This window comes from Clostridium sp. UBA2485 (assembly GCF_002341865.1).
In the GTDB taxonomy this organism is placed as follows: domain Bacteria; phylum Bacillota; class Clostridia; order Clostridiales; family Clostridiaceae; genus Clostridium_J.
The window spans coordinates 25,605-40,542 of record NZ_DDOV01000119.1; the positions used below are offsets into that span (position 1 = coordinate 25,605).

12 protein-coding genes and 1 pseudogene are annotated in these 14,938 nt (G+C 28.3%); 2 read left to right on the forward strand and 11 right to left on the reverse strand.

Annotated elements, in window-relative coordinates; all coding sequences use genetic code 11:
* Positions 1–156: 156 nt before the first annotated feature.
* The 5 genes from B3603_RS22115 to B3603_RS22135 all read right to left on the reverse strand — a co-directional run bounded on the left by B3603_RS22115 (position 157) and on the right by B3603_RS22135 (position 7,668).
* A complete protein-coding gene (locus B3603_RS22115) occupies positions 157–1,230 on the reverse strand; it encodes a tetratricopeptide repeat protein (protein WP_291569020.1) in 1,074 nt (357 codons plus the stop codon).
* 532 nt (positions 1,231–1,762) lie between these two features.
* The gene (locus B3603_RS22120; protein WP_291569021.1) at positions 1,763–2,413 is read right to left on the reverse strand and encodes a CatB-related O-acetyltransferase; all 651 of its coding nucleotides are present in this window, start codon (positions 2,411–2,413) and stop codon (positions 1,763–1,765) included.
* A 482-nt stretch (positions 2,414–2,895) separates the two neighbouring features.
* Positions 2,896–4,179: a B12-binding domain-containing radical SAM protein gene (locus B3603_RS22125; RefSeq protein ID WP_291569022.1), complete on the reverse strand. Its 1,284-nt coding sequence runs from the start codon at positions 4,177–4,179 to the stop codon at positions 2,896–2,898.
* 244 nt (positions 4,180–4,423) lie between these two features.
* The gene (locus tag B3603_RS22130) at positions 4,424–5,587 is read right to left on the reverse strand and encodes a MerR family transcriptional regulator (protein ID WP_291569023.1); all 1,164 of its coding nucleotides are present in this window, start codon (positions 5,585–5,587) and stop codon (positions 4,424–4,426) included.
* A 614-nt stretch (positions 5,588–6,201) separates the two neighbouring features.
* Positions 6,202–7,668 carry a methyl-accepting chemotaxis protein gene (locus B3603_RS22135; RefSeq protein ID WP_291569024.1) on the reverse strand — a complete coding sequence of 489 codons (1,467 nt, stop codon included), beginning with the start codon at positions 7,666–7,668 and terminating at the stop codon, positions 6,202–6,204.
* Positions 7,669–7,829: 161 nt separating this feature from the next.
* Here B3603_RS22135 and B3603_RS22140 point away from each other — a divergent pair, with 161 nt between their 5' ends.
* Positions 7,830–8,828 carry a ketoacyl-ACP synthase III gene (locus B3603_RS22140; protein ID WP_291569025.1) on the forward strand — a complete coding sequence of 333 codons (999 nt, stop codon included), beginning with the start codon at positions 7,830–7,832 and terminating at the stop codon, positions 8,826–8,828.
* Between the two features lie 114 nt (positions 8,829–8,942).
* On the opposite strand, the gene B3603_RS22145 is transcribed toward B3603_RS22140, so the two are convergent.
* The 4 genes from B3603_RS22145 to B3603_RS22160 all read right to left on the reverse strand — a co-directional run bounded on the left by B3603_RS22145 (position 8,943) and on the right by B3603_RS22160 (position 13,249).
* Positions 8,943–10,220, reverse strand: coding sequence for a radical SAM/SPASM domain-containing protein (locus tag B3603_RS22145; RefSeq protein WP_291569026.1), 1,278 nt, complete (start codon positions 10,218–10,220; stop codon positions 8,943–8,945).
* Between the two features lie 6 nt (positions 10,221–10,226).
* On the reverse strand, positions 10,227–11,090 hold the full coding sequence (locus B3603_RS22150) for a class I SAM-dependent methyltransferase (protein WP_291569027.1): 864 nt from the start codon (positions 11,088–11,090) through the stop codon (positions 10,227–10,229).
* Positions 11,087–11,662: a class I SAM-dependent methyltransferase gene (locus tag B3603_RS22155; RefSeq protein ID WP_291569028.1), complete on the reverse strand. Its 576-nt coding sequence runs from the start codon at positions 11,660–11,662 to the stop codon at positions 11,087–11,089. The genes B3603_RS22150 and B3603_RS22155 overlap by 4 nt, the downstream gene beginning before the upstream one ends.
* 471 nt (positions 11,663–12,133) lie before the next feature.
* Positions 12,134–13,249, reverse strand: coding sequence for a DNA (cytosine-5-)-methyltransferase (locus B3603_RS22160; protein WP_291569029.1), 1,116 nt, complete (start codon positions 13,247–13,249; stop codon positions 12,134–12,136).
* A 374-nt stretch (positions 13,250–13,623) separates the two neighbouring features.
* On the opposite strand from B3603_RS22160, the gene B3603_RS22165 reads away from it, so the two are divergent.
* Positions 13,624–13,785: a hypothetical protein gene (locus tag B3603_RS22165; protein ID WP_291569102.1), complete on the forward strand. Its 162-nt coding sequence runs from the start codon at positions 13,624–13,626 to the stop codon at positions 13,783–13,785.
* Between the two features lie 163 nt (positions 13,786–13,948).
* On the opposite strand, the gene B3603_RS22170 is transcribed toward B3603_RS22165, so the two are convergent.
* Positions 13,949–14,452, reverse strand: coding sequence for a kinase (locus B3603_RS22170; RefSeq protein WP_291569030.1), 504 nt, complete (start codon positions 14,450–14,452; stop codon positions 13,949–13,951).
* A 206-nt stretch (positions 14,453–14,658) separates the two neighbouring features.
* Positions 14,659–14,822, reverse strand: a pseudogene (locus B3603_RS22175) (23S rRNA (pseudouridine(1915)-N(3))-methyltransferase RlmH); the annotation flags it as partial.
* Between the last annotated feature and the right edge of the window lie 116 nt (positions 14,823–14,938).

Below are 14,938 nucleotides of genomic sequence, written 5' to 3' on the forward strand. Positions count from 1 at the left end.
CAACACAAATATCCATAATTCTACATATATTCAAAATTTCGCAGTATATAAAGAATCATTTCATTTCCTATGATAAGATTTTTCATACCATCAAACTTTATCTTTATAATTCATTTGATAGCCTTAAAACAAAATAAATGTTTTAATTTTAAATATTTACTCTATATAATGACGAGGGCAATTTATGTAATAACATTTATAAAATATATCGTAATCTACTTCTATAAAAGGCTTAATGCCATTAACAACCTGTCTATAACATTCTTTAATTTTATTTAATCTAACCTTTTCTCCATCAATATATTCTTTACACTCCTCTTCACTATCCCAATCTGCATAATTGGTTTCTTCTTCATAAATATTCTGCTCTATTTCTTTTTCAATTTCATTCATCTTTTTCTCTGATGCATCTATACTATATGATTCTTTTAGTGCATAAAAATACTGTCCAATCCAACTTTCATCTTCATAAAGTTTATCTTCATTATATAACTCTATACATTTATGATAATCACCAAGTATATACATACATTCTGCTAATTCATTAGCTCCAACCTCTAAGCTTTCATAACTACTCTCTAATAATAATTGAATTATTTTTTTACCCTCTTCTAATTCTCCATTCAACGCTAACTCTCTTCCAAGAAGTAATGCAATTCTTCCATCTATCTCTTCATCTTTATATGGGTATGTGTAAATTGCCTTTAATTGAAGAATCCCTTCTTGCTTATTATTTGAGGCAATTAAACTAATAGCTTCATTATATTTATATACCTTATGAGGAGAAATTTCAAAAGCCTTATTAAACAATGTTATTGCTTCTTTATAGTCCTTTTTCTTAAAAAATAATTTTCCTAAAGCATAATATGTATTATCATATTTTGATTCATATTCTATTGCTTTTGTAAGTAATTCAATTGATTTATCGACCTCTTCGTATTCCTCACTTAACAAATAAGCCATATTAGTAGCCCAAAAACAATATTCATCCTTTGACATATTATTTTTATTTTTGTTATAACAATCTTCTAAAATATCAATTGAAATTTTTGTATCATTCCGTAATTCTAAATTTATCATTGCCATAAGCGAAAAAGCTTGAATATTAGAAGGATTATTATTAACCTCTATTTCTAATTTTTCTTTACATTCATGAAAAAATTTAGCCCTTCCATCAAATTCTAAATTCATAACACTCTGCAATTCTTTTACCATTTTGATTATATTCACTTATATCACTTCCTCAACACCTTGTACATTAATTATATAAATACTCGATTTAGTTGTATATATTTTAAATAAAAAAATAGCCTTAGTTAAGTTATAGGCTAGGTTCCTTAATTATTTATGATACGATTCTCCGTATCATAAATAATCAAGGTTTTCTATATTAATGATATACTACACCGCTTTATAACCATCCTACCTCTAACTATTTTTTATTCAAATTTATCTATAATCTTTTTCTTGAAACAAAAAAGAAGGCATAACCTCTACAGACACCATTTCTCTATATTTATATTTTATTCTTCATTTATACATTCAGTTGGATATTAATTATTAAAATATATTCTAATGAATCATAAATTAAAAGATCACTCTGACAGTCATCAGAATGATCCTAATAGTATAAAATTTCACTAATACTTGATTTAATAACTTTTTCACTATGACATTTTAAAATGTTCTAATTCTTTTATTTATATCATCTATTATTTTGTAATTATGCCCTTACATAAAATCTTAATAAAATAAATGTGTATTACTTTATGTTGATTTCATAGTATTTATACAATTTATTTATATCCGAGCTAGACAATATATCTATACTATTTTTAATATGATTTTCTTCCCAATCCCACCATTTCATTTCAAGTAGCATATCTATCTTATCTTTATCGAATCTTTCTTTTATATGTTTTGCAGGATTTCCACCTACAACAGTATAAGGTTCTACATCTTTTGTAACTACCGATCTAGATGCAATTATTGCACCATCTCCAATTGTAATTCCTGGCATAATCATAGCTTCTGTACCAATCCATACATCATTGCCTATAATTGTATCTCCCTTGGGCTTATATGAATCTAATAACTTATCTTTAAATGGATATACAGTTATCCATTCAGGGTTATGATTGTGATTTCCTCCCATCATAAATATTACTCCACTGGCAATACAACAATACTTACCTATTTTTATTCTATCTAAAGTCCATCCATAGTCTTCTATGGGATTATACATCTCCTTAGATTTTTCATCTCCCCATATATATCTTACACATATATCTTCAAAATTCCCACCTGCATAATATCCTGAATAATATGTATATTTTCCAACTTCAATTAAGGGATTTTTTACTGTATCCTTTAAATATTTTATTTCTGTCCAATGATTAAATGTATTATTCATCTTATCCTCCTAAATTTAAGTTTTAAATATCACTTAACTTAGGTCATACTGCTACATTCCTAAAATTTTTAATTCTCTTTATCATTCTGGAATACTTCCTTAAATTTTATTATTTCTTATATACATGCGAATCTGTATCAATATTTTATACATAAATATTTAAATTAATTAACTTACGTCTCTATTTTTTCATATCCCTTGAGATTATAAAACAAATACTTCTATGCATTTTCTTTTCCCATTATACCATTCTTCTGAATCAATGTGTATTCATATAACAAAAGGTATTATCATAATATTATGATAATACCTTTTATGAATTTCAATAGTTGAAACGATCCATACCTTAATACTATAATCTAAAATTAGTAAAAGCCTCATTTATTTGTAATACTGTTCTCCGTTACCTCTCTAAAGGATAGTGTTTTCAATCTATATTCCAAGCATCTTTGGCTTATCATACCTTATTATACTTACATTAATTACACTGTTTTTCTTATTGAAACCTTGTATCCTAAGTTAATTATTAAATTATATAAAATATTGGATTTTGATTTTCTTAATCGAGTAGTTATTGATTTTAGTGAATAGAAATTTCTTCTAAACCACATATATCCATCAAACAATTCCTCTGCACTCATATTTTTAGGTTTAAATGCTACTCTAGTTTTTCCATTATAATATGACCAATCATCAGTTAATAATCGTCCTTCTTCCTTTAACTGATAATACAATGGTGTCTTTGGTAATGGCGTTAGTATACTAACTGTAACTCCATCAATTCCTAGGTAATTGCACATGTCTAGAGTTGTTTTAAATACTTTTTTTGTATCAGTATCAAATCCAAATATTATTCCTGCTTGTACACAAATGCCATATTTATGAACAGAATCTATCAGCTCCTTATATTTATCTACATTATTTACTCCCTTGTTTACACTCTGTAGAGCTTCTTTTGAAAAAGATTCTAATCCAACAAAGAAATAAATACATCCTGATTTTTGCGCTAAACTCAGTAATTCTTCATCTTTACATCTTTCTAAAGTAACCTGTGCTGCCCACTTTTTATTTAATTTGCTAAGTTCTTTTAATAGTTCTTTTGCATATTCAATGTCTCCAAAGAAATTATCATCCCAAAAAACAAAAAATTTACTTTTGCTATTTTTAATATCCTCTATCACTTCATTTATTGGCCTTTTTCTAAAGGAATCTTTATATATTTGCTTTAGATTACAATAAGCACAACTATAAGGGCACCCCCTTGTTGCAAATACTGCACCTTTAGTAAACCATCTTCTCTTTATTAAGTCTCTTCTTGGTATCGGAATTCCCTCTAACGTTGGAGTATTTAAACATCTATATTCACTGTCATAATTTCCATAATAAAATTCTTCTAAAAACCTTGGCCAACTGTCCTCAGCTTCTCCTATAATTACTACATCACAGTGTTCTCTTACTTCCTCTGGCAAAAGAGTTGCATGAGGTCCTCCAAAAACAACTTTACTACCTTTACTTCTAAATGTTTTGGAAAGGTCATAGCAATGAGGTGCATTTGCAGTGTTAACTGTAATTACAACTAAATTATAATGCTTTTCAAAAGGTATTTTTTGATTATATTCATCTATTAATGTAATTTCATATTTATTCTCATCAATAAATGTCGCTAAATACGGCATTGTTATTTGTATAAAGTTGTTTATCTGCCTTTTTCTAAATCTATTAATCTCCTTATTTTCAGGAGTTATCATTAATATACTCTTTTTCATATACCCTCCAAATAATACTTTATCAATTATGTATTTTTATAAAGTCACTTTTTTAGTCTATTCACAACATCACATATCTTATGATAACACTTTTAATATAACCCTTAGTAGTATTAAGAAAAATCCCATAATTTCATTTCTTAAAATTACGGGATTTTTCATTTCTAACTATTTAATTGCAGTTGATTTTTTAATATTTATAATTTTAGTTTCTTATGTCAAATAACTTATAGTTTTTAATTTACTACTTATTATTTTCAGAATAAAATTTAAAAGCTTCTCCAATAAATCTAGATGCGCCAGCGCCAGACTTTTCGTCAGTTACATTTATCCAGCTAGGATTTGATAGATATAGTTCTGCCATGTATCCTAAATAATTATCTCCCTCATCTACTTTGTAAAATTCATGATTTTTTTTAGTTTCATATGATATTTCTTCAACGATTTGTTGAATCTCCTTTGAAGTGGGATCTTTACTTAAGTCTGATGCAAGCTTTTCATATAGTTCTTCTAATTTAGGCTGCTTATTTCCCAAGCAATTTTTTAGAGCTTCTCCGATAAATTTAGATGCACCATGACTATATTTCTTATCAACTGCTTCTATCCATTCAGGGGATACCAGATAAATTTTTACCATGTAGTACCAATGATCATCCCCATTTTCCATTTTGAAAATTTCGTAATCTTTCTTTGCTGTATTTGTTATTTCTCCAGCAATTTGTTGAATCTCCTTTGAAGAAGGATCTTTACTTAGGTCAGATACAAGCTTTTTATATAGTTCTTTTAATTTAGGATGCTTATCTTCTAAACAATCTTTTTTAAACTTATCATATTGCTCTGCCATAGTAGTTAGCATATCATTATTAAGACTTTTCTTTATAGCTTTAGCATATCTTTCAATACTTCCATATTGTTTTATAGCACTTTTAGCAATTTTATATTCCTTAGATTTAATTTTTTCAATTAAATCATTATATTTATCTACACTACCATAAATTTCAATTACCTTATCCTCATGTTCTGTTTTAAATTCTTCTAATACATTAAAATATTCACTCATATCAAATTCTTTAAAATTCATTGTGCTTTCTCCTTTTAATGTTTTATTTATAAGCTCTATTAAACCATTCAATCTTTTCCGTTTTAATATAAGCAGCTTTTTCTGATTTTTTAGAGCTTGCATTTTATCAAAATATGGACTCATCATTATATCTTTAATTTCTTTTAAAGGTATATCAAGTTCTTTAAAAAATAAAATCTGCTGCAAGGTTTTAAGAGCTTCATCGTCATAGAGCCTATAACCTGCCTCTGTAATTTTACTTGGTTTTAACAGTCCTATTTCATCGTAATAATGTAGTGCGCGCACACTTATTCCTGTCAAATCTGAAACTTGTTTCACTGTTCTCATTGCTACACCTCTAAATTTAATTTTAAAGCTATTAATACTATTTAACACTCCGTCGACTATGAGTTTTTGTTAATATATTCAAGCTTGTTTTTATATTACACTATGACGTTATGTTAGAGTCAACACTCTTCTATAGGGTTCCACAATGAAAATTTAACTTATGCATGATTTTAATTTCAATAACAAAAATTCTTTTCTATGAATAAAAAATTAAGAATGAAAGATACGAATTATGGCTAAAACTCCACGGTCAAAGCCTTTGGAGTTTTTTAAAATCAAATTTTATTTTAAGAAATTCACCTTTAGTGAATTTTTTCCTAAATTATTCATTCTTCATTATTAATCCTTAATTTCTAAGGATTTAAGCTATTTTTATAGAAAATCTATTTTCCAAAGTATATATTAAATTTTCGTACTGTATCTCTATATCCGCTGCCTATATCTATAATAAAAAATAAGGAGCCTTCCCATCATTAGAGAATTCTCCTTGTTATTTATTATACAAGAATAGCTATCAATTAGTCTTATTTTTTAACATTATCCACTATAACTATGCTATGTCAAAAATATGATCACTGCTAATTTGCAATAACCATCTTTTTATATTATCTACTTTATTCACTTATAGAGTTTAATTCATTACATATATCATCTATTTCGTCATAGCTACTTGTTATATCCATTATGCTATTATTAAGCTCATCAATAGCCGCAAAAATTTCTTCCATAGCAGTTGCAGTGGATTCTACGGTTTCACTAATATCATTTACTAAACTTAATGTATTTTTCATCGTACTTTCAAGCAATACAGATTGTGATCCAACATTTCCTGAATAACTTAATACATTAGAGGTATTCTTATTAACATCTTTAAATAACTCTTTAACATCGTTTGTATGTTCATTACATAATTCGATTGATTTTTCCTCTTTTAGTATTTCTTCTGCAACTATCTTTGTTTTATTAGATATATTATTTAATATTAATTCTATTTGATCTGTAGATGTTTTTGAATCCTCAGCAAGTTTTCTTACTTCTTCTGCAACCACAGCAAAACCTTTTCCATACTCTCCAGCTCTAGCTGCTTCTATTGATGCATTAAGAGCTAATAGATTGGTTTGCTCTGATATTTTTGTAATACTGTTAATAATATGAACTATTTTTGTATTTTCATCACTTAATTCATTTATCATAGATACCACACTTAAAATATTTGTATTTACCTTATTCATTTCTGAAGATAATATATCTACTTTATTATTACCTTCTAATACAACATTTTCAGTTGACTTAGATAATTCCTCCATAGTTTTAATGGCATTCGTGACTTCTTCTACTTTTTCTACTCCACCCTCCATTGAGGCTTTCATTCCACTCATTACATCCACTTCTTTGGCTGCACTATTAGCAACATCGCTTGTAGAGCTGGTTATTTCTTCTGCTATTTGTCCTGCTACAGAAATTCCGCTTTTTATTTTCTCATTAGTTAATGTTAAAACTTTTATAGTACTATGCATTTTTTCTAGCAACAACTCTGCTCTAGATTTAGCTTCTTCAGTAGCCTTATGAGTTTCTTCTAAATCTTTATAAATCCTTTTGGTAGTAATGGCATTAATTGATAATATAGCTGATCCTGCTATTATGTATCCTATATAAAATACTAATTCATAGTATTCTGCTGAAGCAAACAATGTTGTTTTATAGCCTAAAAAGAAATACACTACAAGTACTATAGCCAAAATTGCTTCAATAATTAATATCCTTAAATCTTGATATACACTCATTAATATAACACCATAATATATCAAAATAAAATTAGCCCAATTTGAGTTTGATATAAACATTATACATATAACAACAGTGTACATCATTACCGTATAATACATTGTTTGAATAATATATTTCTTTTTTATTAATACAAAATCGATTACAGCTAAAGGTATGGAAACTCCAACTAATATTAATATTGCATTCCTATCTGTATTTAAAATGATATCAACAATTGCCCTTAATACTACTGATGATATAAATGCTGCCAACATTATTTTATTCTTCAATTCCGCATTTTTTTTATAATCCATTACTATTCCCCCTTGCTCAATGCCCCATTATTATTTTCGTAATATTGCTATATAGCTTTACCACATTCCTCACTTTTTTGTATAGTTTTCTTAATTTACTGAAATATTCTTCGATAATTATAAATGGACATATTTAACAATAAGGATAAGGCGGAGATAAAATGAGTATAAAAATTAAAAACATCAAGTATTACCATCCTAAAACAAGCTATTCTAATGAATATTTTTTGAAGCATTTTTCAAAGCAAGACGTAGATATTTCCGGGTTATTAAATGTTACTGGAAGAGACCAGAGATATATTTCTGAAGATTTCCATGAAAATTCTTTAACTATGGCTATAGAAGCTTGCAACAAAGTAATAAGTACTGCAAATATAGATGTACAAGATATAAATTTAGTTGTATTTGTATCTTCTACCCCAGAATATCTATCTCCCACAAATGCTGTTAAAATTCATGATGCTTTAGGTTTATCTAAGAATGCAAATGCATATGATATGAATGGTAATTGTTCAGGAATGATCATTGCCATGGATCAAGTCTGTAGAACAATGAAAAGTAATAGCAGAATTAAATATAGCTTACTTGTAGGTTCAGATTTATCATTTAGATATTCAAGAAAATCAGAACCTATTACTTATGCTAATTTTGGAGAATCTGCATGTGCTGTTTTACTAGAAAACACTGATGATAATATATCAGATTTCATAGATAGTTCATCTTACGTAGATAGTTCATTAAACTGCTATATAAAATTTCCTTATGATGGCTTTTCTAAGATATTACCAATAGATGGAGATACGCCAAAAGATAATAGACTAATAGAATGGCTAGATTTTAATACAGATGATGCATTCGCAAGTTCTGTTGATTCAATAAATGAAATACTAGGTCGAAATAATCTAACTAAAGATGATGTTAAATTATATTGCTTATCTCAATTTGCAAAGAAAAACATTGATATGATAAGAGAGACTTTAGAAGAACCAGAACACAAATTTCCATTTGTAGGTGACAGATTTGGATATACAAGTGTTACAAGCCCATTTATGGCCTTAGCAGATTCTGTTTCAAATGGTAACCTTAAACGTGGAGATTATGTTATTTTATGGACAGTTGGAGCTGGTGTAGTTGCTTCATGTATACTACTTAGATATTAATATCAAACCACAAAGTCATGTATGAACTTTTTGATCCAAATTGTGTACTAGCCTTCTATAGGCTAAAAAAGCTGTAGTTTTATCTACAGCTTTTTAACAATTCACATTTAAATGCTATTTATGCAAATCCCTATAGTATTTTGGATATTTATCACTTTTATTTTTATTACAAATGCTTATTGCCTTTTCCTTGTTAAGCGGCAGCGTACCTTCTGATTGCTTAAACACTTCTTTATTCACCTTCTGGGCAAAGCACCCTACTTTAGGCTTACCAATATAATTTTTCATTTTAATCCAAAGGCTTTTTATAGACTCTTGTTTTACATTTCCAAAACTCATAGGTACAAAATCACAAGGATACAACTCTCCTGAAGCACTTACATAAGAATGTTGATTTCCTGCACCGCAACCAAATTTTGCTTCACTTTCTGTATACGCAAAAGTTGTTATCTTCGGTAAATCGCTTCTTTTATTTGCCTTATGTTGGATTTTTATAAGCTTTTCTCTATCACTCTCATTATAAAATACATTGTTTAATTGCTTTTCAGTTAAAAGATTTCCGCTTAGTATAGGTTCCAGTATTTTTACTTCATGAGCACCATTATCTTTAGCAAGCTTAAATAATCTAAACAGCTTTTCTTCATCAAGATTCTCCTTTAATATAACTGTTTGTGCCATAGTATACAGCCCTGCCTTATTTGCATTTCTAAGTGCCTCAAGTGCATAATCAAAAGCATTTTCACTATTTCTATTCTTATTATGTTTCTCTTTATCATAAGAATCTAAGCTTATTCCTATGCCAAATAGTCCACTATCCTTTAATTTTTTTGCTTTCTCATAACTTAAATTAAAACCGCTAGTAAATAGAATTGATGTGCTTCTACTATCTATAGACCTTATAATATCAAATATGTCCTCACGTACTAAGGGTTCTCCTCCTGTTATTCCAATAATAGGTACATTCATATCTTGAAGTTCCCTTATAACCTTAATCCATTCTTCCTTTGTTAATTCCTTTTCTGCTGCCCTATTTTTTGCACTGCAATAACGACAATTATTAGGGCATTTATTTGTTATACATAAGTACATAGATATAGGTGCCGTTCTTTCAGCATACATTTGCTTTGTGAATATATTTATAGGTTTATCTACTGCTAAGATATTTTGTATAAAGGATTTAGATGGAAAAGGTGGAAAAAAGGTGCTCAATATGTATTTATCCTGATGCTTCACTAACTTCTCTCCCTTTAAAATACCCTTCATCATTTTTATGTACTTTAATAGGGTGAATTTCTCATCTTCTTTTAAAATATTATAAATTTCTAATAGGCTCTTTAGAACATTTTTATCTATAATCATTTTTGCCATAATTTTTAAATTATTAATACTCATTCATTTCTACTCCTTTCTAAAGATACCATATGCAAATTTATGATTTATCCCATACGCTCCATTTTTATATTTTTCTTTTTTTATTTTTTCAATTATTAAAGGCTTAACTTCATTGTAATTTTTAAAAATTTTCCTAGTTCCTGCTGCTGCCCCAGTTATATTCAGCCACTGTAAAAGTTCCTCTGGTTCTTTAAAATTAAAGAATACCTCATCTTCTTCTACCTCCAAAGCTTTAAATCCGTATTGGCTGCACCATTTAACTAATCCTTTCTTTCCTTTAGGTAAATTTAATTTTATATCCATAGGTTTAATTACTTCCTTTTGTTTCTCACTCATAACCCTCAAAAAAATACTTTCTATCTTATCCAAAGTTCCTTCAACATTTGTGATTATTGCTAATATACCTCCTGGTTTTAAAACTCTATTAAAAAGTTTTAATAGTTCATTATGATCAAAATAAGAAAGTGCCCAACCAAAAAATATAACATCATATTTTTCATTAGTAGTTTTTAAAAATTCGATACCATCACTCTGAATAGCTGTCACTCTAAGATTATTGGTATTCAAAAGCTTTTCAAGCATTTTATTTGACTGATCTACAGAAGTAATTTTATATTTTATAGATTTATTCAATAAACTTTTTGTTATGTAGCCTGTCCCACAAGCAAAATCAAGTATTTTTAATTCACTATCTGTTTCTATGTATTTTGAATGGATAATATTGTCTGTATATCTACTCATCTCTTTAAGCCAAAAATGATATGTATCTGAAACTTTATCATACTCTTCCTTATAGTCATCCTTGCTTACAACTTCTTTTTTTATAAGCTTATATCCAAGTTTTGAGTAGAACCATATTTTATTTATCATCTTTTCTCTCCTACAAATATAAAATAATACCCCTTATCATAAACTCTTTGTATGTAAAAACATTCTTCTAATAAACTCCTAACTTCATCTCTAGTTCTAAAAAATAATTGTCCAAATAGAGTAAATTCAAAGGCTCTCAGTAATTTTGTTTTTATGTGCTTTCTATTAAAGTCCAACATAACTATCTTTCCGCCATATTTTAATATTCTATTTATTTCAACTATAAGGTCTTTTTGTTCTTTAATATGATGGAAAACATCACTTAATATTACTATATCAATAGAATTATCCTCAAATGGAGTCTTCAGAGCATTTCCCCTTATGCATACCAAATTTTTTCCCTGATTTACCATTGAAAGCATCTGTTCACTTTCATCAAGCACATATACAGTCTTACAACTATTGCAAATATACTTAGCTAACTTTCCAGTTCCTCCCCCTATATCTACAACTACTTCATGCCCATCAATATTTGCAGCAGACTTTATTTCTTCATGCTTATATAAATTAAACATAGCCATAAATTTATCATAATACTTGTAAACCTTATCAAAATCTTTTATTTCTTTCATAAGCACCTTTCCTCAGTATTTAATATCGTAGGTTAAAACCTTTTAGGAGTTATTTAGAAGTGGTCCTTTTCAGCTCCCTTTAGATTTATATCCTATACTTGTATTTTAGGTAAATTATGCAAGTACTTTTCCACTTTATTATACCGCAGTTATATGTATATAGTATATTCAAAATATTATGATTAAAGTATCTTTGAAAAGAACTTATATTTTAGATAGTTATTGCAATATTCAATGTTCTAATCACCAGAAGAAGCTGCTGACTTCATCATTAAAAACCGCTAAATTAAAGCTATTATCTCTGACCTTTTATAGTCAAAAATAATAGCTTTATTTGTTTATACTTCTTTATTTATGATACGGTTCACCATAACTGATATAACGTAAACTTTTTTCTAAATTATATATTAAATAAGGACTTGAGCTCTTTCAAATAAGCCATCTTACATATTAACTATCCACTAATTATGCTCATTTTCTTCCATATGTAATAAGCAACCCTTGTACTTTTAAAAATGATTTTCTACTTTCAGTATTTCTAAAATATTCCGCTATTTTAGATTGCATTTTAATATAGGCTTCTGCCTCAGCCCTATCAATTCCTCGATTCATAAATAATTCAATAGTGCTTTCCCGACTAGACATGCTAAAGGATTCGTCCCATCCATTGATTTCAATAAAGTCCTGTACCTTCTCCTCATAATCCTGTGTATCAGGGTTTACATACATCACTCTGTCATTCATACGAATATCAATATCCTTTAAGCCCAACTGTTGCATATAAAATGGTAACCGCATTCCGATTGCGTAATCTCTACCTTCACATTCCAATTCTTTCTTCCACACCTTATGAAAATCAAAGGCTGTACAAAGATAATCATAACTAATGTCATCAAAATATAATCCATCATTTTCAAACTCTCGATTGACATCTACACAAGCAACAATACCATCTTTCTTAACGGAAGCCACCATTTTTTTTAATACTTCCATCGGTTTGTTCATATGCCGCAAGCCGGCCTGACAAATAGCTATATCATATTTTTTATCTGTTTCAAGAGAATATATATCTGATACGATGAAATTTGCATTAACCTCCATATCATTAAAACTTAATTTAGCTCTATTAATAAAATATTCATTATCAACCCCTGTATAGGTACTTCCATTAGGTAAAAACTCAAGCAACTGCTTTCTTAAGTAACCTTCTTCACACCTAAATTCAATAACATCAATTGGCGATTCTACATGCCAAACATTTTTTACAAGAAATCTTAAATAGTCATCATTCCAAAAGTATTTTCTATTTTTATAAAGCTTGTCCGTCTTTCCATTCCAACTATCACGATTATCTGAATTCCTTGGTATGTATGACTGATGATGTAGTGGTTTTAGCCCTAATAATTCATCTACAGAAACATTAAAATACTCAGCTATACTTGGCAATAGGGTAATATCAGGCATCGTCGTACCAGTCTCCCATTTGCTAACTGATTGAAACGATACACCTAATACATCTGCCAAATCTTGCTGCCCTATCCCTTTAGATTTCCTCAATTCTGCAATTTTGAGTTTAACTGTTGTCATATAATGACCTCCTTAAATTTAATAGCTTAATGCTAACATAGGCATTCAGTCAAACCTATAACGCAACATGCGAATCAACTCGCATATTAGTTGAAAAAATAATTTTTACATTGATTATTTTATAAAAGTGCCAAAAGTAAAATCTTATAATTCTAATTCTAAAAAATTCTTTGTTACTTATTATACGGTTCTCTGTAACTATTGTAAGTGAGCTTTTTCCATTTAATCCTCTATATTTATTCTACATAATTATGGTATAATATCCAAGTTACAATATGAAAATTCCGTAGTAGGATGGCTACGGGGGTTTTGAACGTTTTATCCCCCTTGGACTATTGATGATATCTCATCATAGTTAGGGGGTGGTATTGGATATGCTAGAATTAATTATAAAAAGTTTTACTACTATTTGTATTATAAAAATAGTTTTAAAGCATTGTCTTTTTATATCTAAGTTAACTATTAAGATTAAATTTCTTGGTATTGATATAGAACTTAATGGCAAAGAGAAAAAGCACCCATCCTCCAATGATTAGTGCTTTAATCTCTCAAATTTAACTATTAAATTTATCCAATAGCCCTAAAACAAAATAAATGTTCTAAGGATTAGCTTAGTGTTAGCGCACTAAGCTTCTCTTATTTATATTATATCAAATTTATATAAAAAATAAACCTCTATAGTTATTTATTTTAGAATTTTCACTTTATAACATCCTGATAAATCATATCCACTATTTCATTTAAGCTTAGTTCTTTATGTAGACATGCCTCTGGAATGATACCTAACAAATCTTTTTCATTCCACCATCTTCTCATTTCATTTTCTCCAAATTCATGTGCATTAGGTTTTTGTTTATGTCGATTTAAGGTTTCTTCAAAAGGTATATCGAAGTAATATGCAAAAATTTGATTTCCAAATTCGTCAAGTAAATTTTCAAATAGCTTTCTATACCACTCTGAATTTAAAATACCCTCTAAAATTACAATATTACAATGTTTTTTCCCATATAGTGCAAGTTCATTTAATAATTTACTTGCTTCTGTATTAGGTCCATCTTTCACAAATAGCATTTCTCTTCTAACAATATCTTGCGAAATTAACATTGTGCCATGTCCAAATTTCTTTTGTAATACCTTGCCTGTTGTAGTTTTACCACTTCCTGAATTACCTCTTAGTATTATTAACTTTATTGACTTATCCATCTACTATATATTTCCTTTCAAATTGATTAAATCATATTTCATCCTATATTTAAAAGGCATATTAGCACCGCCTCATCTACCATTAACTGTAACACTTTTTGTAAATATTGTATATTAAAATCATTTTATTACTTATGACACGGCATTTTTACTTATAAGAATAACTTTAGGCAAGTTATATCAACACCTAAAACTATTTTGCACATTTATTTATGATAGCGTTCTCTCTTCATTATCCTAAATCCTCTATAAACTTGCTTAGTAACATCATTCTAAATAATTGGTGTGGGAAAGTCATTTTTGAAAAGCATAGTTTGTGGTTAGCTTTGTTTAGAGCTTGTTGTGATAGACCTAGCAAACCTCCAAGAACACTCAAATTTTCCTTAGTTTAATTTTGCTATTGAAATTTGAATTTAATAGTAGAATTAAGTATTGTATTTTAAATAATCACATGGTATATTATGGTTAAAGCTTAATAGTTAATTT